The sequence below is a fragment of the Micromonospora sp. D93 genome, from assembly GCF_018070365.1.
Lineage (GTDB): Bacteria > Actinomycetota > Actinomycetes > Mycobacteriales > Micromonosporaceae > Micromonospora > Micromonospora ureilytica.
The window spans coordinates 295,272-317,918 of the sequence record NZ_JAGPXW010000001.1; the positions used below are offsets into that span (position 1 = coordinate 295,272).

General features: G+C 72.2%; 20 protein-coding genes and 5 tRNA genes. 11 read left to right on the top strand and 14 right to left on the bottom strand.

Annotation, left to right across the window (positions count from 1 at the left end; genetic code table 11):
* The first annotated feature begins 20 nt into the window (after positions 1 to 20).
* Positions 21 to 2,924, top strand: coding sequence for a glycoside hydrolase family 9 protein (locus KBX71_RS01310; RefSeq protein ID WP_210816106.1), 2,904 nt, complete (start codon positions 21 to 23; stop codon positions 2,922 to 2,924).
* Between the two features lie 102 nt (positions 2,925 to 3,026).
* Here KBX71_RS01310 and KBX71_RS01315 read toward each other — a convergent pair whose 3' ends face one another.
* Genes KBX71_RS01315 through bioB form a run of 3 tightly spaced genes read right to left on the bottom strand, consistent with a single transcriptional unit; the run spans position 3,027 to position 4,730 of the window.
* The gene (locus tag KBX71_RS01315) at positions 3,027 to 3,533 is read right to left on the bottom strand and encodes a GNAT family N-acetyltransferase (protein WP_124819842.1); all 507 of its coding nucleotides are present in this window, start codon (positions 3,531 to 3,533) and stop codon (positions 3,027 to 3,029) included.
* A 4-nt stretch (positions 3,534 to 3,537) separates the two neighbouring features.
* Positions 3,538 to 3,729, bottom strand: coding sequence for a hypothetical protein (locus tag KBX71_RS01320; RefSeq protein ID WP_124819841.1), 192 nt, complete (start codon positions 3,727 to 3,729; stop codon positions 3,538 to 3,540).
* Between the two features lie 5 nt (positions 3,730 to 3,734).
* The gene (gene bioB, locus KBX71_RS01325) at positions 3,735 to 4,730 is read right to left on the bottom strand and encodes a biotin synthase BioB (RefSeq protein ID WP_196927769.1); all 996 of its coding nucleotides are present in this window, start codon (positions 4,728 to 4,730) and stop codon (positions 3,735 to 3,737) included.
* 155 nt (positions 4,731 to 4,885) lie between these two features.
* On the opposite strand from bioB, the gene KBX71_RS01330 reads away from it, so the two are divergent.
* The 4 genes from KBX71_RS01330 to KBX71_RS01345 all read left to right on the top strand — a co-directional run bounded on the left by KBX71_RS01330 (position 4,886) and on the right by KBX71_RS01345 (position 9,283).
* Positions 4,886 to 6,022 carry an 8-amino-7-oxononanoate synthase gene (locus tag KBX71_RS01330; protein ID WP_210816108.1) on the top strand — a complete coding sequence of 379 codons (1,137 nt, stop codon included), beginning with the start codon at positions 4,886 to 4,888 and terminating at the stop codon, positions 6,020 to 6,022.
* A 226-nt stretch (positions 6,023 to 6,248) separates the two neighbouring features.
* Positions 6,249 to 6,980 (top strand): dethiobiotin synthase, encoded by a 732-nt coding sequence (bioD, locus tag KBX71_RS01335; RefSeq protein ID WP_210816250.1) that lies wholly within the window; start codon positions 6,249 to 6,251, stop codon positions 6,978 to 6,980.
* A gap of 54 nt (positions 6,981 to 7,034) precedes the next feature.
* Complete coding sequence (locus KBX71_RS01340) at positions 7,035 to 8,606, top strand: histidine kinase (protein WP_307846906.1); 1,572 nt, start codon at positions 7,035 to 7,037, stop codon at positions 8,604 to 8,606.
* Between the two features lie 59 nt (positions 8,607 to 8,665).
* The gene (locus KBX71_RS01345) at positions 8,666 to 9,283 is read left to right on the top strand and encodes a response regulator transcription factor (RefSeq protein ID WP_238658164.1); all 618 of its coding nucleotides are present in this window, start codon (positions 8,666 to 8,668) and stop codon (positions 9,281 to 9,283) included.
* A 36-nt stretch (positions 9,284 to 9,319) separates the two neighbouring features.
* On the opposite strand, the gene KBX71_RS01350 is transcribed toward KBX71_RS01345, so the two are convergent.
* The 5 genes from KBX71_RS01350 to KBX71_RS01370 form a co-directional block, all read right to left on the bottom strand.
* Positions 9,320 to 10,141, bottom strand: a complete 822-nt coding sequence (locus KBX71_RS01350; protein ID WP_210816111.1) for an ABC transporter permease subunit — start codon at positions 10,139 to 10,141, stop codon at positions 9,320 to 9,322.
* Entirely contained in the window at positions 10,138 to 11,070 is a 933-nt protein-coding gene (locus KBX71_RS01355; RefSeq protein WP_210816112.1) for an ABC transporter ATP-binding protein, read from the bottom strand. Before KBX71_RS01355 ends, KBX71_RS01350 begins: the two co-directional genes overlap by 4 nt.
* Positions 11,071 to 11,159: 89 nt before the next feature.
* Positions 11,160 to 12,008, bottom strand: coding sequence for a polysaccharide deacetylase family protein (locus KBX71_RS01360; protein WP_307846907.1), 849 nt, complete (start codon positions 12,006 to 12,008; stop codon positions 11,160 to 11,162).
* 24 nt (positions 12,009 to 12,032) lie between these two features.
* Complete coding sequence (locus KBX71_RS01365; RefSeq protein ID WP_210816115.1) at positions 12,033 to 13,223, bottom strand: cytochrome P450; 1,191 nt, start codon at positions 13,221 to 13,223, stop codon at positions 12,033 to 12,035.
* A gap of 9 nt (positions 13,224 to 13,232) precedes the next feature.
* The gene (locus tag KBX71_RS01370) at positions 13,233 to 13,901 is read right to left on the bottom strand and encodes a methyltransferase (protein WP_196927761.1); all 669 of its coding nucleotides are present in this window, start codon (positions 13,899 to 13,901) and stop codon (positions 13,233 to 13,235) included.
* 603 nt (positions 13,902 to 14,504) lie between these two features.
* Between KBX71_RS01370 and KBX71_RS01375 the strand changes: the two genes are divergently transcribed.
* Positions 14,505 to 15,365: a hypothetical protein gene (locus KBX71_RS01375; RefSeq protein ID WP_210816116.1), complete on the top strand. Its 861-nt coding sequence runs from the start codon at positions 14,505 to 14,507 to the stop codon at positions 15,363 to 15,365.
* 104 nt (positions 15,366 to 15,469) lie between these two features.
* Here KBX71_RS01375 and KBX71_RS01380 read toward each other — a convergent pair whose 3' ends face one another.
* From KBX71_RS01380 to KBX71_RS01390, 3 genes are all read right to left on the bottom strand, one after another.
* Positions 15,470 to 18,400, bottom strand: coding sequence for a M36 family metallopeptidase (locus KBX71_RS01380; RefSeq protein ID WP_210816117.1), 2,931 nt, complete (start codon positions 18,398 to 18,400; stop codon positions 15,470 to 15,472).
* A 139-nt stretch (positions 18,401 to 18,539) separates the two neighbouring features.
* Positions 18,540 to 19,121, bottom strand: coding sequence for a TIGR03086 family metal-binding protein (locus KBX71_RS01385; RefSeq protein ID WP_210816118.1), 582 nt, complete (start codon positions 19,119 to 19,121; stop codon positions 18,540 to 18,542).
* 82 nt (positions 19,122 to 19,203) lie between these two features.
* Positions 19,204 to 19,806: a TetR/AcrR family transcriptional regulator gene (locus tag KBX71_RS01390; RefSeq protein ID WP_124819829.1), complete on the bottom strand. Its 603-nt coding sequence runs from the start codon at positions 19,804 to 19,806 to the stop codon at positions 19,204 to 19,206.
* Between the two features lie 398 nt (positions 19,807 to 20,204).
* Between KBX71_RS01390 and KBX71_RS01395 the strand changes: the two genes are divergently transcribed.
* The 3 genes from KBX71_RS01395 (at position 20,205) to KBX71_RS01405 (ending at position 20,470) form a co-directional block, all read left to right on the top strand.
* A tRNA-Gly gene (locus tag KBX71_RS01395) sits at positions 20,205 to 20,277 on the top strand.
* 34 nt (positions 20,278 to 20,311) lie between these two features.
* Positions 20,312 to 20,382: transfer RNA gene (locus KBX71_RS01400), tRNA-Cys, on the top strand.
* Positions 20,383 to 20,395: 13 nt separating this feature from the next.
* Positions 20,396 to 20,470: transfer RNA gene (locus KBX71_RS01405), tRNA-Val, on the top strand.
* Between the two features lie 63 nt (positions 20,471 to 20,533).
* Here KBX71_RS01405 and KBX71_RS01410 read toward each other — a convergent pair.
* From KBX71_RS01410 to KBX71_RS01420, 3 genes are all read right to left on the bottom strand, one after another.
* On the bottom strand, positions 20,534 to 21,040 hold the full coding sequence (locus tag KBX71_RS01410; RefSeq protein WP_307846925.1) for a winged helix-turn-helix domain-containing protein: 507 nt from the start codon (positions 21,038 to 21,040) through the stop codon (positions 20,534 to 20,536).
* A 119-nt stretch (positions 21,041 to 21,159) separates the two neighbouring features.
* Entirely contained in the window at positions 21,160 to 21,894 is a 735-nt protein-coding gene (locus KBX71_RS01415; protein ID WP_210816119.1) for an N-acetyltransferase, read from the bottom strand.
* A gap of 141 nt (positions 21,895 to 22,035) precedes the next feature.
* The gene (locus KBX71_RS01420; RefSeq protein WP_210816120.1) at positions 22,036 to 22,278 is read right to left on the bottom strand and encodes a DUF6458 family protein; all 243 of its coding nucleotides are present in this window, start codon (positions 22,276 to 22,278) and stop codon (positions 22,036 to 22,038) included.
* 149 nt (positions 22,279 to 22,427) lie between these two features.
* Here KBX71_RS01420 and KBX71_RS01425 point away from each other — a divergent pair.
* Positions 22,428 to 22,500 (top strand) — tRNA-Gly (locus KBX71_RS01425).
* Between the two features lie 26 nt (positions 22,501 to 22,526).
* A tRNA-Val gene (locus KBX71_RS01430) sits at positions 22,527 to 22,601 on the top strand.
* Positions 22,602 to 22,647 lie beyond the last annotated feature (46 nt).

Sequence of the window (22,647 nt, forward strand, 5' to 3'; positions counted from 1 at the left end):
GCCTCCGACAGGAGCCCGCCATGCGCCACCTGACCCGGCCGTTCAGCGGCCAGCCTGGCCGGTCACCGGCCGCCGACCAGCCCTGGCCGCGGCGGCTGCTGACCATCGGCGTCGCGCTGCTCACCGGCGCGTCCCTCGCGGTGACCGCGCCACCGCCCGGGCCCGCCTCCGCCGCGCCGGCGGCGACCTACAACTACGCCGAGGCGTTGCAGAAGTCGCTGCTCTTCTACGAGGCGCAGCAGTCCGGTCGACTGCCCGACTGGAACCGGGTCTCCTGGCGCGGAGACAGCGCGCTCACCGACGGCGCCGGCGCGGGTGTGGACCTCACCGGCGGTTGGTACGACGCCGGCGACCACGTCAAGTTCGGCTTCCCGATGGCGTTCAGCGCCACCATGCTCGCCTGGGGAGCTGTCGAGTACCGCAGCGGCTACACCGCGTCCGGGCAACTGCCGCACCTGCTCAACAACCTGCGCTTCGTCAACGACTACTTCATCAAGGCGCACCCGTCGGCAAACGTCCTCTACGGACAGGTCGGCAAGGGCGACGACGACCACAAGTGGTGGGGTCCGGCCGAGGTGATGCAGATGGCGCGACCCGCGTACAAGATCGATGCGAGCTGTGGCGGCGCGGACCTGGCCGGGGAGACGGCGGCCGCGATGGCCGCCTCCTCGATGGTGTTCCGGCCCACCGACGCGACCTACGCCGACAAGCTGCTCGGGCACGCCCGGCAGCTCTACACCTTCGCCGACACGGTGCGGAAGTCCTACCACGAGTGCATCACCGACGCCACGAGCTTCTACCGCTCGTGGAGCGGCTGGCAGGACGAGCTGGTCTGGGCCGCGATCTGGCTGCACCGGGCCACCGGCGAGGCCAGCTACCTGACCAAGGCCGAGAGTGAGTACGACAAGCTCGGCACCGAGAACCAGTCCACCACCCGCTCCTACAAGTGGACGATCGCCTGGGACAACAAGCAGTTCGGCGCGTACGTGCTGCTGGCCAACCTGACCGGCAAGCAGAAGTACGTCGACGACGCCAACCGGTGGCTGGACTACTGGACGGTCGGGGTGAACGGGCAGCGGGTTCCGTACTCGCCCGGCGGGATGGCGGTGCTCGACTCCTGGGGCGCGCTGCGTTACGCCGCGAACACCTCCTTCGCCGCGCTCGTCTACAGCGACAAGACCACCGACACCACCCGCAAGGCGCGCTACCACGACTTCGCCGTCCGGCAGATCAACTACGCGCTCGGTGACAACCCGCGCAACTCCAGCTACGTCATCGGGTTCGGCGCCAACTCGCCGAAGAACCCGCACCACCGCACCGCACACGGCTCCTGGTGGGACAGCCAGACCGTGCCCGTCGAGACCCGGCACACCCTCTACGGCGCGCTGGTCGGCGGCCCGTCCTCGGCCAACGACGCGTACAGCGACAGCCGGTCGGACTACGTGATGAACGAGGTGGCCACCGACTACAACGCCGGCTTCACGTCCGCGCTGGTCCGGCTGACCTCCGAGTACGGTGGCACACCGCTCGCGAACTTCCCGGTCGCCGAGACGCCGGACATCGACGAGCTGACCGTGGAGACCACTGTGACGCAGGCCGAACCTCGGGCCACCGGGCTCAAGGTGATGGTCTACAACAAGTCCGCGTTCCCGGCCCGCGCGCTGACCGACGGCCGGTTCCGGTACTACTTCCGGCCTGACGGCACCGGCCCGGTGCAGGTCACCGCCGGCTACACCCAGGGCTGCCCGTCCCCGACCACTGCCAAGCAGTTCAGCGGCGACATCTGGTACGTCGAGGTGGACTGCGCCGGGTACACCATCGCCCCGGCGGGTCAGTCTCAGCACCGGATGGAGGTCCAGTTCAAGGTCGGCGTGCCGGAGGGCGGCACCTGGGACCCGACCAACGACCCGTCGTACCAGGCCACCGCCGGGCCCAACCGGAAGGTGCCGCTCTACTCCGGCGCCACCCGGGTCTGGGGCGAGGAGCCGGGCCCGGCCGTCCCGGACACCACCCCGCCGACCGTCCCCGGTACGCCGGTGGCGTCCAACCTCGGCCCCCGCACTGTCACCCTGACCTGGGCACAGTCCACGGACAGCGGCGGCAGCGGCCTGGCCGGCTACGACGTCCGCGAAATCCTGGTCGGCGGCGACACGGTGGTGAACCGGCCCGTCACCGGCACCACGCTCACCATCTCGACGCTGCTGCCCGCGCAGACGTACCAGTTCAGCGTCGTGGCCCGCGACGGTGCCGGCAACACGTCGGCCGCCTCACCGGTGCTCAGCGTGACCACGCCACCGGCCGGCACCGCCGACACCACACCGCCGAGCACACCCGGCACACCTGTCGCCTCGGCGGTCACCGCCACCGGGCTCACCCTGGCCTGGACCCCGTCGACCGACAACGTGGGCGTCACCGGTTACCGGGTCTACCGTGAGGCCGGCGCCACCGACGTGCTGGTCGGCTCCCCGACCGGCACCACCCAGGCGGTGTCCGGGTTGACCGCCTCGACGGCGTACCAGTTCTACGTGGTGGCAGTGGACGCGGCGGGCAACACCTCCGCGGCGTCCGCGCCGGTCGCGGTGACCACCGCGGCCCCGCCGGTCGGCGGCACGTGCTCGGTGGGGTACGCCACCACCGACTGGAGCACCGGCTTCACCGCCAACGTGTCGATCACCAACACCGGCACCACCGCGATCAACGGCTGGTCGCTGCGGTTCTCCTTCGCCGCCGGGCAGAGCGTCAGCCAGGGCTGGTCGGCGGCGATCAGCCAGAGCGGCGCGGCGGTCACCGCCACGAACCTGTCCTACAACGGCACGATCGCGCCGGGCGCCTCGGTGAGCTTCGGCTTCAACGGCACCCACACCGGTTCCAACCCGAAACCGACGGCCTTCACCGTCAACAACACCACCTGCGCCATCGCCTGACCCGGCGGTCGTTCGAGATCTTGGACAGTTTCCGTTCCGCGCGAACGGAAACTGTCCAAGATCTGCGGCGACGTCCGCGGTGGGCGCCGTCGAGCCGGCGGGTCAGCCGGTGAGGTCGTCGGCGAGCAGGTCCATCAGTAGGCCGTCGTGCCAGCGCCCGTCCGCGCCGCGCTCGTAACGGCGCAGCACCCCCACCGGGCGAAAACCAACCTTCGCGTACGCCCGGATGGCGGCGCTGTTGGCCGCGGCCGGGTCGATGGTGAAGCGGTGGTGGCCGTACTCGTCGATCAGGTGTCGGGCCAGGGTGCGGATGGCGTCACCGCCGAGGCCCGCGCCGCGCTCCGCCGGGTCGAGAAAGACGTCGAGGCTGGCGTGCCGGTAGTCCGGGTCCGACTCGGCGTACCACTGGATCGCGCCGATCACCCGGCCGTCGTGCTCGATGGCGTAGACGTGCAGGTCGTCGTCGGCGAGGTCGGCGCGCACGGAATCGGCCAGGTCGTCGCCACCCCGCCACCACCGGCGTACCTCCGGGTCGGCCCGGATCGCCGCGAGGGCCGCCACGTCCGCGACCGTCGCCGGTCGCAGGGTCACCGCCCGCCCACGCAGCATCGGCTCAGCCCCGGATCTCGCCGTGCTCGACGCAGATCGCCGACCAGCCCACAGGCAGCACCTGCACCTTCATCCGACGGCGGCAGGAATGGCAGAACCGTGGCGGCTCCAACCGGCGGGCCGACGCGCAGCCCGGATGGGCGCCGTCGGTCTCCGGCTCACCGCACCTGTCGCACCACACCCGGGTCGTCGTCATGGTCGTCACAGCGTGGCAGAGAGAGCCTTGACCGGCATCTTCAGCTCGTCCAGCAGCTCCAGGTCGGCCGTCGCCGGTCGACCCAACGTGGTCAGGTAGTTGCCGACGATCACCGCGTTGATGCCGCCGAGCAGACCATCGCGGGTGCCAAGGTCACCGAGGGTGATCTCGCGACCGCCGGCGTACCGCAGGATGGTGCGCGGCATGGCCAGCCGGAACGCGGCGATTGCCCGCAACGCGTCCTTGCCCTCCACCACCGGTCGGTCACCGAGCGGGGTGCCGGGGCGCGGGTTGAGGAAGTTGAGCGGCACCTCGTGCGGGTTCAACTCGGCGAGCTGCGCGGCGAACTCGGCCCGCTGCTCGACGGTCTCACCGAGGCCGAGGATGCCACCGCAGCACACCTCCATGCCGGAGTCGCGCACCATCCGCAGCGTCTCCCAGCGCTCCTCCCACGAGTGCGTGGTGACCACGTTGGGGAAGTACGACCGGCAGGTCTCCAGGTTGTGGTTGTAACGGTGTACGCCCATGTCGACCAGGTCGTCGACCTGCTCCTTGGTGAGCATGCCCAGCGACGCGGCGACCTGGATGTCGACAGCCGCCTTGATGGCGGCGACGCCCTCGCGCATCTGCTTCATCAGCCGGGCGTCCGGGCCGCGTACCGCGGCGACGATGCAGAACTCGGTCGCCCCGGTCGCGGCGGTCTGCTTCGCCGCCTCGACCAGCGACGGGATGTCCAGCCAGACCGAGCGCACCGGCGAGGTGAAGAGACCCGACTGCGAGCAGAAGTGGCAGTCTTCCGGACAACCGCCGGTCTTGAGCGAGACGATCCCCTCGACCTCGACCTCCGGGCCGCACCAGCGCATCCGCACGTCGTGAGCGAGCTGGAGGGCGGCGGGTAGGTGCTCGTCGGGCAGGTTCAACACGGCGAGGACGCCGGCCTGATCGAGGCCGACACCGTCACCCAGGACCTGGGTCCGGGCCTGGTCGAGGATCTCTGGCATGGCTCGTACCCTACAAGGCCCCCCGATCAGCTGGAATGCCCTGGCAGTTGGTGGACAGCTCACACCGAGTGGATTCGTCGGACCGGTGGTGGCGGGTGGTAATTTCGCCCGGCGGGTGTCGGGCTGACCGGCACGCACAGCGGGGGAGGGTGACGGTGGCGGACTGGCTGGCGGCGCTCGACCGCCGCGCCCAGCTGCGGGCGAAGGCCGGGCTCACCCGGCGACTGCACCCGCGTCCCGCCGACGATCAGATGACCGATCTGGCCGGCAACGACTACCTCGGCCTGGCCACCCACCCGGAGGTCACCGCTGCGGCCACAGCGGCCCTCTCGGCATACGGGCTGGGGGCGACCGGTTCGCGCCTGGTGCGGGGCTCCACCGAAGCGCACCGGGCGCTGGAGGAGGACCTGGCCCGCTGGCTGGGCACCGACGGCGCCCTGGTCTTCTCCTCCGGCTACCTGGCCAACCTCGGTGCGCTGCGGGCGCTCGTCCAACCTCGGACGCTGCTCGTCTCCGACGCGCACAACCACGCGTCGCTGATCGACGGCTGCCGCCTGTCCGGTGCGGAGACGGTGGTCACCCCGCACGCCGACGTCGACGCGGTAGCCGCCGCGCTCGCTGCCGCTCCGGGCCGCCCGGCGGTGGTGGTGACCGAGTCGGTCTTCTCGGTCGACGGCGACCTCGCCCCGCTGGCTCGGCTGCATGCGGTGGCCCGCCGGTACGGCGCGCTGCTGCTGGTCGACGACGCGCACGCGCTGGGCCTGACCGGCCCGGCCGGCGCGGGCGCGGTGGCTGCGACCGGGCTGGCCGGCGAGCCGGACGTGGTGGTCACCGCCACCCTGTCCAAGGCGCTCGGTGGCGCGGGTGGCGTTGTCGCCGGCCCGGCCGAGTTCGTTCGGCACCTGGTCGAGACCGGGCGCACGTTCATCTTCGACACGGCACTGCCGCCGGCGGTCGCCGCCGGTGTGCACGCCGCGCTGTGGCTCGCCCAGGCCGGCGACGACATGCGCGCCGAGCTGTCCGACCGGGTGGGGCTGGCGGTTGGTCGACTGCGGTCGGCCGGGCTGACCGTCTCCGCCCCGGACGCGGCGGTGATCTCGGTGACCGCCCCCGGGCCGGAGGCGGCGACCGCCTGGGCCGCGGACTGCCGGGACCGGGGCGTCGCGGTGGGCTGTTTCCGGCCGCCATCCACCCCGGACAGCCGCTCCCGCCTGCGCCTCACTGTCAGCGCGGGGGTGCCCCGGGCGGCGTTCGAGCGGGCGCTGGACGTCATCGTGGACTGTGCACCGTGAGCGCGAGGAGTGAGCCGGGTTTGCGAGCCCCGCAGTCGCGAACCGAGGTGACGCCGTGAGCGTGAGGAGTGAGCCGGGTTTGCGAGCCCCGCAGTCGCGAACCGAGGTGACGCCGTGAGCGTGAGGAGTGAGCCGGGTTTGCGAGCCCCGCAGTCGCGAACCGAGGTGACGCCGTGAGCGCGAGGAGTGAGCCGGGTTTGCGAGCCCCGCAGTCGCGAACCGAGGTATTGCTGTGACCGGGTGGGCGGGGCCGGTTCTGGTTACCGGGACGGACACCGAGGTCGGTAAGACGGTGGTGACCGCGGCGATCGCGGCCGCCGCGCAGGCTGCCGGGCTGCGGGTGGCGGTGGTCAAACCAGGTCAGACCGGCACGGCCAGCGGCGAACCGGGCGACGTGGACGCGGTGAACCGGCTGGCCGCGCCGCTGACCGGTCGGACCCTGGCCAGCTATCCGGATCCGCTCGCCCCGTTGGCTGCGGCGCGGGTCGCCGATCTGCCGCCGTTGGAGTTGTACGCGGCGGTGGACGCCGTGCGTGCGGAGGCCGACAAGCACGACCTCGTGTTGATCGAGGGCGCGGGTGGGTTGCTGGTTCCGATGGGGCTGCGGCCGTCGGGTGAGCCGTGGACGATGGCGGACCTGGCGGTGTCGCTGGGAGCGCCCGCGGTGGTGGTCACCCGCGCCGGGTTGGGCACGCTCAACCACACCGCGTTGACCCTGGAGGCGTTGGACCGTCGGGCGGTGCCGGCCGGTGTGGTGATCGGTGCCTGGCCGGCCAGGCCGGAGTTGGTGCACTGGACGAACCTCACCGACCTGGTGCCGAACCTGCTCGGCGCGCTGCCCGACGGCGCGGGCGCGATGGACCCGGGTGTGTTCCGGCGTTCCGCGCCGGGCTGGCTCACCCCGGCGCTGCACGGGGTGCTCGACGACTGGCGGGTCTGGGCCGAGGAGAGCGGCTGAACACCTGACTTTCGTCGGTGTCCGCGTAGGTCGGGCGTGGGTAGCCTGACCGCCGTGCGGATCCTCGACTCCCCGCCGCCGGGTTGGCTGCACCGGCGGCGCCGTTTGCTGCTGGACGTGCTGCTCTGGGCGGTGGTGGCCGCCCCGGTCGGCTACGCCGAGGCCAGCCCGCCCCACTCGCGGTACACGTTGCCGCTGCTGGTCGGCAAGCTGCTGCTGCTCGGTGTGGCGGTGGTGGCGAGTCGACGTCAGCCGTTGGTCGCCCTGGTGCTGGCGGTGCTCGGGTCGCTGGTCGATGGCAACTTCGTGTTCGCCATTCCGGTCTTCAGCTATCTCGCCGGGCGGCGTAGCGCCACAGTGGGTCCGGCGATCATGGTCTTGGTGCTGATCACAGCCGGTGGCACGGCGCTCAACCTGGGGCTGCTCGGCGCGGGCGCGGCCACCTGGTTCCTGCTCGCCTCGGTGCTGCTCTTCGCCGCGGTGTTCCCCTGGTTGGTCGGTCGGTACCGCCGCCAACAGCAGGAGCTGACCGACGCCGGTCGTCGGCACGTCGACGCGCTGACCCGTGAGCAGCGGGGTACCGCCGAACGGATCCGGCTGCGGGAGCGGGCCCGGATCGCCGGGGAGATGCACGACTCGCTCGGTCACGACCTCAGCCTGATCGCGTTGCGCGCCGCAGCCCTGGAGGTCGCCGCCGACCTGGACGACCGGCACCGGGCCGCGGCGGGGGAGTTGCGGGCCAGCGTCTCCGCCGCCACCGAACGACTTCACGAGATCATCGGGGTGCTCCGCGAGGAGGCTGGCGCGTCGCTGCGTCCGAGCGGGGAGACCGTGGCCGACCTGGTCGAGGGCGCCCGGGAGGCCGGCATGGCGGTACGGCTGGACGCCGCCCCGGCGGTCGCGGACCTACCGGCGATGACCGGTCACGCGGCGCACCGGATCGTCCGGGAGGCGCTGACCAACGCCGCCCGGTACGCGCCGGGCGCCCCGGTCGACGTGCGGCTGAGCCGCGACGGCGACCGGGTCGAGGTGACAGTCGTCAACGAGGCTCCGCCGGCCGGGCCGCTGCCCGCTCCGCCCTCGCAGGGCAGTGGGCTGCTCGCCCTCGCCGAGCGGGTCCGCCTCGCCGGCGGGACGCTCGACGCCGGCCACCGGGCCGACGGCGGGTTCGCCGTACGGGCGGTGTTGCCGGCCACCGCGGCGGCGTCCGAGGCGATCGGGTCGGCGGCCGAGGCCGGGCTTGCGTCCTGGTCCGACGAGCGGCCCGGCGCGGTGGAGCGGCCGGTGGACGCCGAGCGGCGGCTGCACGACGCCCGGCGGCGGGTTCGGCGCAGCCTGCTGGTGGCGCTCGTCGCCCCGGTCGGTTTCGCCCTGGTGCTCTCGTTCGTCTACTACCCGGTGGCGACCGCCGGGACGGTGCTGGACCGGGCCACCTTCGACCAGATGCGCGTCGGCGCGGCCCGGTCCGAGTTGGTCGGGCTACCCCGGCGGCAGTTGGATCGCCAAACACCGATCAACCGGGCCGGCTGCGAGTACTACACCGACGGCAACTTCCCCCTCGCGGCACCGACCTGGCGACTCTGTTTCACCGATGGCCGGCTGGTCAGCAAGGAGTGGATCGCGTAGTGGACACCGACACGACCGGGGGACCGCCGATCCGGGTGGTGCTGGCCGACGACGAGGCGATGATCCGGGCCGGTGTCCGGGCCATCCTGGCCAGCGATCCCGGCATCGAGGTGGTCGCCGAGGCCGGCGACGGGCACGCGGCGGTGGAGTTGGTCCGTGCCCACCGACCCCGGGTCGCGCTGCTGGACATCCGGATGCCGCGGCTGGACGGGTTGGCCGCCGCCGCCGAGATCCGCCGGGTCGTGCCGGACACCGCGACGATCATGCTGACCACCTTCGGCGAGGACGACCACGTGGCCAGGGCGCTCGGGCACGGCGCCAGCGGGTTCCTGCTCAAGGCCGGCGACCCACGTGAGCTGATCGCGGGCGTGCACGCCGTCGCCGACGGTGGTGCGTACCTGTCGCCGAGGGTGGCCCGCCGGGTGATCGAGCTGGGGGCTGGCCGGCTGGCCCGCCGACCCGCCGCCCGGGACCGGACGGCCGGGCTGACCGAGCGGGAACGGGAGGTGCTGGCCCTGGTCGGGGCGGGCCTCTCCAACGCCGAGATCGCCCGCCGGCTGCACCTCGTGGAGGGCACCGTGAAGAGCTACCTGACCAGCATCTTCACCCGGCTGGATGTGCGCAACCGGGTGCAGGCGGCGATCCTCGCGTACGAGGCGGGGCTTGTCGACGGCTGAGCGGGGGCCGGGAAGGCCCCCGCTCAACCGCACGTCCTACGCGTCGCGGCGGCGCAGCGCGGCCCGGCCCAGCAGCAGCGCGGCGGCGGCCCACCCGGCGAGCAGGAGCAGCCCGACCAGGCTCGGGTACGGCTCGGTGTCGCCGGCCAGGAAGTGCCCGCCGGCCACGCCGGGGAACACGTCGGCGATCCGGTTCAGCACGTCGATGTCCGGCTCCTGAAGGGAGAGCGGCACGATCATCAGGGTGGCGAGGAGCACTGTGAGGGTGAGCACCGCGCTGCGCAACGCGGCGCCGAGGCCCAGGGCGAGCACACCGACCAGCGCGAGGTAGGTCGCCACCGCCACGATGTCGCCGATCGTGCCGGCGGCCGGGGCGCTGCCCCACTCGCCGAGTACCGGCCGGGCGACCAGGGCACCGACGCCGCCGAGCAGCAGCCCGAGCGCGAAGGTGACCGCCCCCGTGACGGCGGCCTTGGCCAGCAGCACGCGACCGCGCGACGGGGTGCACTGCAACGTGGTCCGGATGGTGCCACTGGTGAACTCGGCGGTGATCGCGAGCAGGCCCAGCGCCAGCACCACGTACTGGGTCAGCTCGACCGAGTCGATCAGCACGCTGCCGACGGTGACGATCCCCCGGTCGTCGGTGGGGTCGTCGTTTGTGTTGTCGTTCGCCGCGTAGATGGCCAGTTGGCCGGCGCTCGCGGCCATCACCAGCAGCCCGGCCAGTGTCGTCCACCAGGTGCTCCGCACCGAGGAGAGCTTGGTCCACTCGGCGGCCACCGCCCCCCGGAAGGTGGCCGGCGCACCTGCGGCCGGCGTGCTGGCGGACCGCGTGCCCGCGTCGGTCTGCGTGCTCATCGTTGCCCACCCTCGGTCGGACCGCCGGCGTACTCGACGCTGTCGGCGGTCAGCTCCATGAACGCCTGCTCCAACGACGCGGCGTGCGCGCTCAGCTCGTGCAGTCGTACCCCCAGCTCGTGGGCCAGGTCCCCGACCCGGTCCGCGGTGACGCCGGTGACGGTCAGCTCGTTCCGGTCGGCCGCCTCGACTGTCGCCCCGCCGGCGGTGAGGCGCGCGGCGAGCGCGGCCAGCCCGTCGGGGTGCGGGCTGCGGACCCGGACCGCGACAGTGCCGCGGGCGATCACCTCGCCGATCGGCGCGTCGGCGAGCAGCCGTCCCCGACCGATCACCACGAGCTGGTCGGCGGTGAGCTGCATCTCGCTCATCAGGTGGCTGGAGACGAAGACAGTCCGCCCCTCGTCGGCCAACGAGCGTGTCAGCTGCCGCACCCAGCGCACCCCGTCCGGGTCGAGGCCGTTCACCGGCTCGTCGAACATCAGCACCGGCGGGTCGCCGAGCAGCGCGCCGGCGATGCCGAGCCGTTGGCCCATGCCGAGCGAGAGCGTCCGCCCCGGCTTACCGGCGGCCCGCCCGTCCAGCCCGACGGTGTCCAGGACCTCGTCGACCCGGCGGGTCGGGATGCCGTTGCTGTGCGCCATGGCCCGCAGGTGCGCCCGGCCGGACCGGGCCGGGTGGATGGCCCGGGCGTCGAGTAGCGCGCCCACCTCGCGCAGCGGCCGGCGTAACTCCCGGTACGCGCGCCCGCCGACCAGGGCCTGCCCGGCGGTGGGACGGTCCAGCCCGAGGATCATCCGCATGGTGGTGGACTTGCCGGCGCCGTTGGGGCCGAGGAAGCCGGTGACCCGGCCGGGGGCGATGTCGACGGTCAGGGCGTCGACGGCGACGGTCGAGCCGAACCGTTTCGTCAACCCACGTAATGTGATCATGCGCTGACGCTAGGCGCGCGACCTGCCATCCCGCCCCGCCCGAACGGCACCACCCACCCCTGACTTTCGTCAGGTCGGTGGCGGGGTGATCACTGCACGTACTGCTCCAGCAGCGCCGGGGTGAGCCCGGCCCGGTGGATCGCCTTCAACGCCGCGAGAAGGTCGTCCATCAGCGCCGGGCGGAAGTGCATGAGCAGCACGTCGCCGGGCTGGACCACCTTCTCCGGGGTCTGGTAGCGAACCTTCCCCTCGTGGACGGTCTCCGTCCAGTGGAAGACCGCCTTCGCGCCGCAGTCGTGGGCGGCCTTCAGCGTGGTGCTGTCATGCTCGCCGAACGGTGGCCGGAACAGGGTGGGCCGCTTGCCGAACAGCCCCTCCAGCCTGTCGGCGGCGCCGCAGATCTCCTGCTTCTGGTAGTCGTACGACCTGCCGGCCAGCGAGTTGTGCGAGATGGTGTGGTTCTCCACGACCCCGCCCACCGCCTCGATCTGCCGGAAGTAGTCGGTGTGCTCCGCCGCCGCCGGCGAGTTGAGGAACATCGTCACCGGGATACGCGCCTCCCAGATGAAGTCGATCACTCCCGGCGGGCGGGCCAGACCACCGTCGTCGATGGTGATGAAGGCGACCTTCTGGTCGGTCGGCAGGCGATGCCAGAACGCCGCCGAACCGGTGGTGGGCAGCGCCACCGGTTGCGGCTGCGGTGCCTCGGGAAACGTCGGCACCTGCGACACGTACCAGGCCAGGCTCTTGAATGCCGGTTTCGCGGTCGCCGACGGCGAGGCCGAGGGGGTCGGCGCCGGGGCGGACGGAGTCGGTTGGGCCACTGTGACCTGCCGAGCGTGTGCCGGGTGACTGGGACCGACTGTGCAGGCAGTCAACGCCAGCAGGGCCAGAAGCGTTACGACGACAGGGATCCGACGGGTGGGGATGGCTGACACGCCCGGAAACATACCGAGCTGATGTCAGGATCCGGTCAGCCCGGTGTCCCGGGGGGAGCGGCGGACCACGAACGCGTCCGGCATCCGGAAGGTGAGATTGTCCGGGCACCAGGGCGGGCGGAGGACCGTCACCCCGTCCAGCAGCGGCGCGGCCTCGGCCACCACCACGGCCGCCTCCATGCGGGCCAGCACGTCCCCGACGCAGCGGTGCGCGCCCGCCCCGAACGCCAGGTGTCGGCGTGATCCAGGCTGGCCCGGACGGAACTCGTCCGGCGACTCCACGACCGCCGGGTCCCGACCGGCGCGGCCCAGCCACAGCACGAGGCTGCTGCCCGCCGGCACCGCCGTGCCACCGAGCGTGCTCTCCGTCGTCGCCACCCGCCGCCAGGTGACGATCGGTGGTTCCAGCCGCAGTCCCTCCTCCACCACGTCGGCCACCGCGATCTCGCCGGTGCGCAGGCCGGCCCGTACCGCGTGTTCGCCGGCCAGCCGGTGCAGCAGCAGGGTGAGGAACTGTGAGGTGGTCTCCTGCCCGGCGACCAACAGGAAGAAGAGCGCGCCGACCACCACGTCCGGCGCGTGCCCGGCCGCGCGCAGTTCGGCGGCCAACCCGCCACCGACGGCCGCGAAGTCACGCAGTACGCGGTGGAAGCGGCCCACCTCGGCGGCGAGCGCCACCTGCCGGTCGGCGTCCAGTGGTGCCCAGAACAACTCCAGCGCGGCGCGGGCGAAGTCCTTGACGGCGCCGACCGGTGCGTCCGGCAACTCCACCAGCCGGGCCAACACCAGCAGCGGCAGGTCGGCGGCGAGGTCCGCGTACAGGTCGACCGGCGTACCGGTGTCGAGCGTGGCGCCGATCCGGGCGACCCGGTCCCGGACCAGCTCGGTGAGCCACTGCCGCTGCGCGGCGACCCGGGCGGGATGCAACGCCTCCGCGACGATCGCCCGGATCTGCGGATGGCTGACGCCCGAGTTGTTCGCCAGGGTCGGCGGCAGCCGGAACCGGTGCCCGGCGAGCACCCGCAGCGCGGTCACCGGCATCGGTGTCACAGAGTCCAGCGCGTTGTCCGGCCGGTAGGTGACCGGGTCGGCGAGGACCTGGCGGACCAGCGCGTGCCGGGTCACGACCAGGTGGGTGCCGCCGACGTGGTCCGGCACCCGGGCCACGTCCGGCCATGCGGGGTCGGCAACCTGCGCCCAGCTGCGGAACAGCACCCGGACACGCTAGCCGGAGGCCCCCGGCAGCCCGGCCCGCAGCCGCCAGACGGTGGTGCGCTTCACCCGCACACTCTCCAGCGCCTCCGGCACCGGCACGTCGTACGCGGCCACCTCGTCGAAGCGGTCCCGGGGCAGGAACGCCCGGCCGGGGTCGCCGACGAGCGCCGGCGCGCCGGCCCGGGCGGCGCGCAGCAGGAACCGCAGGACCCGGCGGGCCATCGCATCGCTGTAGAAGACGTCCCCGGCGAGCACCACCTCGGCGTCCCCGGCGTCGCCGTCGAGGATGTCGCCGAACTCGGCGTCGACGCGTACCCCGTTGGCCTCGGCGTTGAGGGCGACCGCCGCGACCGCCAACTCGTCCACCTCGACGGCCCGCACCGACGCCGCGCCGGCGCGGGCGGCGGCGATGGCCACCAGGCCGGAGCCGGAGGCGAGGTCGAGCACCCGGCGGCCGGCGACCAGCTCCGGGTGGTCGGTCACGTAGCGGGCGAGGGCCTGCCCGCCGGCCCAGGCGAACGCCCAGAACGGCGGCGGCCGGTCGCTGGAGAACTCGCCCTCGGTCAGCTCCCACAGCCCGATCGGCTCGTCCGCCTGGTGCAACAGCACCTCGGGAACGAAGGGAACCGGGGCCAGTCGGGCGTGCAGCCGGACGAACGTGCTGGAGAGCTCGGACACCTGGCGATTCTCGCGCACCGGCAGTCCCCGACGGCGCACGGAGGTGCGTCGAGGAGGCACCGTTGCGCGGGCGCGCGGCATGTACGGACGCCGCGTTAGGGCGAGCGACCTGCCCTGCTCCGCGATCTTGCGTTTACTGTCGCGACAAAAGAGGGCATTCCGTGCATATCGACGACCGAAACTGCAAGATCGGCGCTGGCTGGGCAGCCCGCACCGCCCGATGCGGCCCATTTGGCTGTGCCGGGTGTGCGCTGCCCCTTGGCCATGCCAGCCGGCGCGGCTACTGCTCGGCTTGGAGTACCGGGGTGATCGGGCAGGGCTCGCGGTCTACATGGCGGGGATGTTGTTCGACGCGACCGCTGATCTGTTGGCACTCAACCCGAACCCTGGACCGGGGCCTGCCGAGATGTTCGAACGGTTCATCTCGTGGACTGGGCCAGCGACCCACTGAGGGTCCGAGGCTGCGGTGTGCCGCTACGGGTTAGCGGTTCACCACTCTGGGTGAAATCACCAGTTGTCCTTGGCGTCCGCTGCGAAGACACCCCTCTGTCCGGCCCGCCCGTTTCCTCCTAGCGTTTCCCCGGAGCGACGAGAAGAGGCGAGGTGGTGGTGATCGTGTGGCGGTACGCGCTACGGGTCGGGGCGTTGGTTGCCGGCGTGACCGGGGTGGTGCTGACCGTGGCCGCCCCGGCACAGGCGGCCTTCACCACCGAGATGAGCGGCCTGCCGGGTCGGTTCACCGCCGGTGAGCAGGTGCGGACGATCTCCGCGGTGGTCTCGCAGACGGACCGGCGGGCCAGGTGCGCGAAGGTGCGCTGGTCGATGGTGCTCAGCGTGCAGGGGGGCCTCCGGCTCGACCAGGTGAAGATGGACCGGGTGGAGGAGGCCGGCGACTTCCCGCTGGAGATCCGTACCGAGGGTGACGTGGCCCGGCTGACCGACCGGCAGCTCGACCCGGGCACGCTCTGCCCAGGCCGCACTGTCACGGCCCGCTACCGGGTGGCCTTCGACGAGGACGTCACCCAGGGGCGGGTCACCCTCGCCGCTGAGGCGTACGACGCCAACCTGCGCCTGCTGGCCCGGCAGACCGCCACCCGCTCGGTGGTGGGGGTGGGCGGCGCCCCGACCGCCACACCGAAGCCGCCGGCGACCCCGCCGGAGCCCACCGAATCCGCGAGTACGCCGACCGAGGGCGAGAGTACGGCGACCGAGGAGCCGGTCGAGGAGTACCCGGCCGACGCCGCGCCACCGGCGGCCAGCCGCCCGGTCTCGCAGTCCGGCGCGTTCGGCGTGGTGCAGGTCGCGTTCCTGCTCGGCGGGCTGCTGCTCTTCCTCGGGATGGGGCTGCTGCTGCGACTGCGGCACCTGACCCGGGCCGGGGCCGGGGACGCCGACGAGACCCCGGTGGACCGGCGCTGGGAGCGCCCGGCCGTCGCCGACCCCTGGCGGCGGGCGCACCGCTGATCGAGGGCCGCGCTGGGAACGGTCCGGTGGTGGCCGACTCCGGCTACCGTCCGGACCGCTGGTCGGGACCGTGGGGCCGGCGGACAACCGCCGGCCCCACGGTGTCACTTCGCGAACGCCTGGAACTCGGCGATCCTGACCTGGCTCCGGGCCGGACTGGCGGTCGCGCAGTCCGTCGTCGTGGCCGGGTCGTCGTCCTGCTCACCCGCGTAGTTCGGGCCGCCGGTGCACTGGCTCGCCAGCACCTCGAGCCGCAGGTGGGTGGCGAGGGTGGTGGGTACCGCGAACGTCCGGAGGTTGATGTCGCGGCTGTACGCCCGGTACGCCCCGCCGGGGAACGCGTCCCCCGCGCTGGTGTAGATGCGCTGCCACCGCGTCGGATCCGCACAGTCGGTGGTCGTCGCGTTGCAGGCCGACACCGCGAACGAGCGCAGGGCACTGAGCGCGTTCTGGGCGCCCGTGTCGGCGTCGCCGGTGATCGCCGGGCGCAGCATCGCGCTGACGTTCACCCGCTTGACCGTCTGCGGGGCGTCGCCCGGCAGCGCCACGGTGAGCTGCCGGCCGGCCACCCCGTCCAGGGAGGCCCAGTTCGTCGCCTCGGTGTCGTCGACGACCCGGTCCAGGTTGACCCCGTCGCCGGTCACTGTGGCGCCGGACGCGGTGGAGGCCAGGTTGCGGCTCATCCGCAGGTCGACGTACCCGTCCTGACCGGCCTTGGCGACCACGCTGAGCCGCTGGTGCCCGAAGCCGGAAGCCACGGCGAGCAGGTCGTACGTGCCGGCCACCATCTCCACGGTGTCCGGGATCGGCGTCGCCGGGTCGGTGTCGGCCACCGGCACGGCCCGCGCCTCGTACGCCCCCACGTACACCCGGATCGGCGCGTCGGCGCTGTCCCCGCGCGGGCGCAGGGTGAGCGTCGCGTTGCCACCGCGCGGCGAGGCGAAACTCGGCGTCGGGTCGGTGTCGCCGGCGCCGAAGGTGGCGGCGTCCCGGCCCATGCCGGAGCGGGCGAACTCGGCCCAGATCAGGTCCTGGTTCGCGCCGCCGAAACGGAGCAGGTCGGCGGTGAGCATGTTGTCCCGCATGTCGAGCATGCTGACCTGGCTGGCGGCCTGCAGCAGGAACGAGTCGAAGACCAGCTGTGACCAGCGCCGGTTACCCGGGCACTGATCCGCCGCTACCTTGCCCTGCGCGCAGTCGAGCTGCCGTTGCGGGGTGCCGAGGCCGTACCGCTTGACCAGGGCGGAGCGGACCCGGAAGTTGGTGGCGCCCCAGATCTCCCCGTCGGCGTGCACGGCGGGACCTGCTGTGTTGTAGCCGATGTCCGAGTAGTTGAGCGGGCTGCGGCTCAGGTCGTAGTTGCGGATGCCGCTGACCAGGTTGCCGGTGACGTAGCCGCCGGTGACGAAGGGCGACTCGCCGGGCGCGCGCAGACCGTGCTGGAAGAGGTACTCGGCGGCAAGCAGGTCGCCCCACGACTCACCCATCGCACCGCCCTGGTGGCCGCCGATCCCGCTGTCCGGGCCGGCGATCATCCGGTTGGTGATCGCGTGGGTGTACTCGTGGCCGATCACCGTCATGTCGTAGTCGCCGTCCACGCACGGCGGGTACGGCCCGCCGGCCTGCGGCTGCCAGAGGTACATGTTCGTGGTCGGCGGCAGCCCGTCGCGCGGGGTGCCCTGGTTGGCGTTGTTCCGGTTGCCGCTCAGCGCGCCCTGCTGGGCACGGCCCTGCTCGGCGTCACCGCCGAGCCCGGACGGGGTGAGGTTGACCGCCTGGAGGTTCCACGCCGACTCGGTGAAGCCCAACTGGTACGACCAGTCGTGCATCCGGTTGTGCATGGCGAAGAGGTTGGCGATCGACGCGTCCGCGTCGTTGCGCTGGGCGGAGGTGAACACCCCCGGGTTGCACCGGGCCTGGTGCCACTGGTCGGTGAAGGGGTACTCGTAGCGGCGTTCCGGGCTGGTGGGTGCCGGAACGACAGGGGTGCTCGCGCCCCAGGACAACACCGTGTTGGCCGAATTGCCGCGCGAGGTGAAGGTCGGCGTGCCGGTGGCCGCGTCGACGTCCCACGGTTGGCCGGTGGCCGGGTCGCGGAAGGCCGCCTGGCAACCGGGGGTCGGGTCGCCGCACCAGCGCACCCGGGGATCCTGCCCGGGCCCGAGGTCGCGGGGCGGGCTGGCCGGGAAGACCGCCCAGCTCGGGTTGTCGGAGTCGAAGTCGACGAGGTCCTCACGGACCAGCACCTGCCCGGTGCCGCCATCGACGTAGCTGGTGAACGCTGCCGGATGCTCGGTGTCCGCGCCGATCATGGTCACCTCGTAGGCGGCCCGGGGTCCGTCCAGCGGGGTGGGCACGGCCACCGATCGGATGGTGTGGCTGGCCACCGCGCTGGCGGTCAGCCTGGCGTCGGCGAGCGCGGCAGCGTACGCCTGCTCTGCGGTGCGGGTGGCCGGCGCTGGCGCGCCGGTGTTCCGGGCCAACGAGGAGCTGACCGAGAGCCCAGTACCGCCGGCGACCGCGAGGGTGACGAGGCCGTCCGGCCCGGCGGGCAGGTCGCCGAAGCGTTGCCGGAGGGTGACCACTGTGCCACTGCCGATCGGCCGGACCAGCACCCGTTCCATGCTGGCCACCGCGGCGGCGTCCATACCGAACAGGTCGCGGTTGGAGGCCAGGTACGCGCGGGCGGCGGCCTCCGGGTCGGCGGGCAGTCCGCTGGCGAGCGGGGTGCGACCGGGGCCGAGCGCCTGCGGGGTGCCGAGCCGGTTCCACCGGACGTCGGGGTCGACGGCGCGGGCCAGGCCGCGTTGGCGGGCGTCGGGTGCCGCCGTACCGGTGCGGTTGTCGGCGTCGGCGGGCGCGTGCCCCTCGGCGAACGGCCCTGACCGGCGCTCGGCGGACGCCGCGCCGCCGGTGGGGGCCGCGGTGCTCACGCCGGTGGGGAGCAGCGCGGCGACCGTCGCCGTCGTCGCCAGGATGGCGATGAGCCGGCGTCGACGCCGGCTCATCGGGGGTGACCACTCCGGTTGTGGCACGGGACCTCCTCGTGGGAGCGAGATGGCCGGCGAGTCGCCGACCACAGCTGCGCGATGACGCATGCGCATCTGTGGATATCAGTCTCCCAAGGTCACGGCAAGGTCCTGAGCCGCTACCGCACCAACAGATCGAGATTGCTCAGGGGCTTGGCGCCCAGTCGGGGTCGCGACCGAACGCGGCCAGCAGGTGGTCCTGCTCGTCGGCTTCGTCGGGCACCCGTACGCCGGTGTGGACCAGGTTGTTGCGCCGGTAGGTGTCGAGCTGGCCGGCGAACCACTGGGCGGCGGCGTGCACCGCGTCCGGGTCGAGCCGCGGCTGCGCGCCGATCGCCACCGCCACGTCCCAGCCGTGCACGAGGTGCTCGGCGAGGAGTTGCTGGAGGTACTCGGTGGCCGGGGTGTCGCCACCGGAGAGGTGCACGGTGCGGTCGATCGTGCCGGGGTGGGTGGCGGCGATCTCGGCCTGCGCGGCGGCCTCCCGCGCCGTCGCGATCGGGTCGGCGCCGAGCTGGTCACCGTCGAGCCGGTTGCCGACCTCGTCGATGGTCCGGCCGGCGAGCAGCGGAACGCTCCACCGGTCCTCGGTCACCACGTGGTTGACAAGCGTGCGGACGTCCCAGTCCGAGCAGGGCGTCGGATCGGACCACTGGTCGGGCTCGATCTGGTCCACCCGGTCGACGAATTCGGCCAGGCTCCGGCGGTACGCGTCCAGGAGATCCATGCTGCCGATTGTTCCGGTCGGCGGGGCGGGCCGAGCCCGTTTTGCCCGGCCTGGTGCGGGGGATCGGCGCTGGTCACCCAGCTCAGTCCAGATCGGTCAGGTCCAGGCCGAGCTCTCGGGCGGTGACCAGCCGGACCCACTCGCCGAACTGCCGGCGGGAGATCACCCGGTCGTGCACGGCGAGTTGGACGGCAAGGCCGTCCATCACCGCGCTGATCCGCCAGGCGGCCCCGTCGGGGTCGGCGCACTGGAAGGTGCCGTCGGCCACCCCGGCGGTGATCACCGCCGCCAGGTCCTGCCGCCAGCGCAGGTCGAGCCGGCGGGAGACCTTCTCCAACTCGGGGGTACGCAGCGACTCGGACCAGCCGTCGATCCACATCGACCAGGAGGTCGCCCGCCCGGCCGGGGTGTAGAGCTTGAGGATCCGGCGGAGCTTGGTCAGCGGTGGGGCCGAGGAGCGGGTCACCACGTCCAGTCGGGCCAGGTCCTGTTCGACCGCGTACGCGAAGGCTTGCGCGAGCAGCCGCTCCTTGGTGGCGAAGTGGTAGAAAACCAACGCCTGACTCACGCCCGCGGCATTCGCCACGTCCGCCGTCCGGGTGTTGGCCAGACCGCGCTCCACGATCACGTCACAGGCGGTGCGCAGCAGGGCATCCAGGCGGATCTCGGCCGCACGTCTCGTCACGACCGTTACCGTAGCCCATCCGACTGAACACGAACAGTTACCACCACGCGCCGATCCGCGCAGTGAGAGTCGGAAGCCGGACACTTCCTCCGGGTGCCGTCGGTCGTTCCAGGGGGAGTGTTCGTCGAGGTCCGCTGCCCGGTGCCAGGGAGCGGAGACGTCGATGGTCGGCCATGCGACGTGATGATGACGATCATTGCCTAGTGATGTCGGAGGGTAACGATCGGCGCCGCATTCGGGCAGCGGATCAGCCCCCTAGGAAGCTCGCCGGGAGTGGCTCCGGTCCAGCCCCGGCCCAGCCCCGGCCACCCGAGACGCGCCGAGGCGACCCCGAGTTGGCAGTCAAACACCGGCTCGGCTAAAGTTCTCATCCGTCACCCGGGAACGTCCGGGGGCGTGCGGACGTAGCGCAGCTGGTAGCGCATCACCTTGCCAAGGTGAGGGTCGCGGGTTCGAATCCCGTCGTCCGCTCGGAGCTGCCGCCACGTATGACGGGGGCAACCTCGGTGGGGTGGCCGAGAGGCGAGGCAACGGCCTGCAAAGCCGTGTACGCGGGTTCAAATCCCGTCCCCACCTCGGCAACAAGCACGGGCGATTGGCGCAGTGGGAGCGCGCTTCCTTGACACGGAAGAGGTCACTGGTTCAAACCCAGTATCGCCCACCAGAGGAGAACGGCTCGTTACCGGAAGACCCGGTGACGAGCCGTTTCGCTTGTGGTGCCACGTCATCAGTCGACGCTGAGCCGGTAGCCGATGCTCCGCACGGTGTGCACGCGCAGGGTGTCGTCGGCGTCGCGCAGTTTGCGACGTAACCGCTTCACTGCCGAGTGCAGGATCGACGTGTCGCCGAGGAACGCGCAGCCCCAGACCGATTCGAAGAGCCTCTCGTACGTCCAGACTCCGACCGGTGCGGTGGCGAGTTGGGTGAGCAGGTTGCGTTCGAGTCGGGTCAGGGCCAGAGGTTCTCCGCGCCACGTCACCCGGTGGTCGAGCGGGTCGATGGTGAGGTCACCCAGGCTGATCCGGCCGGCCACGCCGACGGCTGGGGCGACTGTGGCAGGGTCGACGGCGACCGGAGCCGGGGCGGTCGCGGACGCGGTGGGGGCGGTGGCGACCCGCGCCGTCCCGCTGATGATCGGCCCGCCGATCATCGCCTGCAACTCCGCGAGGTCGGTGCAGATCACCAGGGTGCCGAGGCCGTCCAGGCGCCGGACCATCCGCTCGCGCACCGACACGTCAGCGGTCACGCAGAACACGAGGGACACATCGTCGATCACTGTCGTACCTCCCCAGGCGCCAGTAAAAGACAACGCTGTCTGAACTCCGTAGTCAATGGGGCCGCGCGCACTCGCTCTCAGAAGGTCAACAGGCGGAACTCGCCCACCGGCCGGAAACCGAGGCCGCGGTAGACCGACTCGCCGACCGTCGACGAGGTGAGGGCGGCGGTGCGGGCACCCCGCTCGCAGGCCAGATCGAGGGCGGCCCTGGTCATGGCCGCGCCGATGCCCCTGCGGCGCTGTTCGGGCTGGGTGCCGACGAAGTAGAGCGTCACCAGACCGTGGCTGATCCAGGCGACGGCCGTTGCGATGCCCCGACCGTCGTCGAGGCGGCCGACCAGCCGGAGCACGGTGCCGTCGCCGGTGAACGCCTTCTCCCGTTCGATCGTCGCCGCCACGCCGTCCGCCGGGATTCCGGACACCCGGGCATAGGCCGGAACGAACGCGGCGAGGTCGGTGGTCTCGGCGATGTGCACGCCGGCGGGAGCCGGAACATCGGCCGCCTCCCCGATCCCCACCGTCATGATCGGCATGCGGGCGACCTCCACCGCGCCGAGGGAGGTCAGGCCGGCCGCGGTGCCGGCGTCGCTGTCCGGGCCAACCCACCAGATCCGGGGTACGCCGTGCAGCCGCTCCCGGGCCTCGGCCAGCGCGTCCTGCGGTGTGCGCCCGACCACCCGCAACACGCCGTTGAGGGGTGCGTGCGGCACCTCGCTGCGGTAGGTCGGGAGGTCCGGCCCTCCGGCGACGCCGATGTTCCAGCCGAGCAGGTACGCGCGGTGCGCGGCCAGCACCGTGTCGAGAGACTCCATGATCCGGATCGTAACGCGGGGCCAGCACCCCTCTCGGCCAGCGGAAACGGCTCGAGCGGACGGGCCGGCCGCCTCTGGCGCGGCGGCCGGCCCGGAACCACGTTGATGTGCCGGCTCCGCCAGCGGTGAAAAATGGTCGGGTCACATCGGAGGCGCGATGTCCCGCCGCTCCTCGACCCGCTGGTACTCCACCGGCTGCTCGGTGGTGGTGACGACCTGGCGGCGGCGACTCCAGATCAGCGTGGTCATGATCAGGCCGAGCACGCCGGCGCCCATCAGGATCCAGCCGACCACGTCGAGGTTGATGCCGCCGACGCTGGCGTCGAGGGCGAAGGTGAGGATCGCGCCGAGCGCGATCAGAAAGATGCTGGTGCCGATACCCACGACAGCCTCCTTAAGGGGGTGTGGTGCGCTGTCGAGGGTCTTTAGTACCCCACTGCCGACCGCTGCAATCGCGACCGCCCAAGGGTGCCGCGCCAAGCGATCTTGGCATCGGGTAGAGTTCACCTGTCGCCGGCGGTTGTCGGGGACGTGCGGACGTAGCGCAGCTGGTAGCGCATCACCTTGCCAAGGTGAGGGTCGCGGGTTCGAATCCCGTCGTCCGCTCGCGATGTGCCCCACGGGGCCGCCACGGGCGATTGGCGCAGTGGGAGCGCGCTTCCTTGACACGGAAGAGGTCACTGGTTCAAACCCAGTATCGCCCACCAGCTTCATCCACAGATCAGCGGACCCGTTACCGGAAATCGGTAACGG

Coding starts and splice junctions, on each gene's coding strand:
- KBX71_RS01310 (WP_210816106.1), top strand. CDS start 21: ATGCGCCACCTGACCCGGCCGTTCAGCGGCCAGCCTGGCCGGTCACCG.
- KBX71_RS01315 (WP_124819842.1), bottom strand. CDS start 3,533: ATGCTGCGTGGGCGGGCGGTGACCCTGCGACCGGCGACGGTCGCGGAC.
- KBX71_RS01320 (WP_124819841.1), bottom strand. CDS start 3,729: ATGACGACGACCCGGGTGTGGTGCGACAGGTGCGGTGAGCCGGAGACC.
- bioB (WP_196927769.1), bottom strand. CDS start 4,730: ATGCCAGAGATCCTCGACCAGGCCCGGACCCAGGTCCTGGGTGACGGT.
- KBX71_RS01345 (WP_238658164.1), top strand. CDS start 8,666: ATGATCCGGGCCGGTGTCCGGGCCATCCTGGCCAGCGATCCCGGCATC.
- KBX71_RS01350 (WP_210816111.1), bottom strand. CDS start 10,141: ATGAGCACGCAGACCGACGCGGGCACGCGGTCCGCCAGCACGCCGGCC.
- KBX71_RS01355 (WP_210816112.1), bottom strand. CDS start 11,070: ATGATCACATTACGTGGGTTGACGAAACGGTTCGGCTCGACCGTCGCC.
- KBX71_RS01385 (WP_210816118.1), bottom strand. CDS start 19,121: ATGGATCTCCTGGACGCGTACCGCCGGAGCCTGGCCGAATTCGTCGAC.
- KBX71_RS01415 (WP_210816119.1), bottom strand. CDS start 21,894: ATGGAGTCTCTCGACACGGTGCTGGCCGCGCACCGCGCGTACCTGCTC.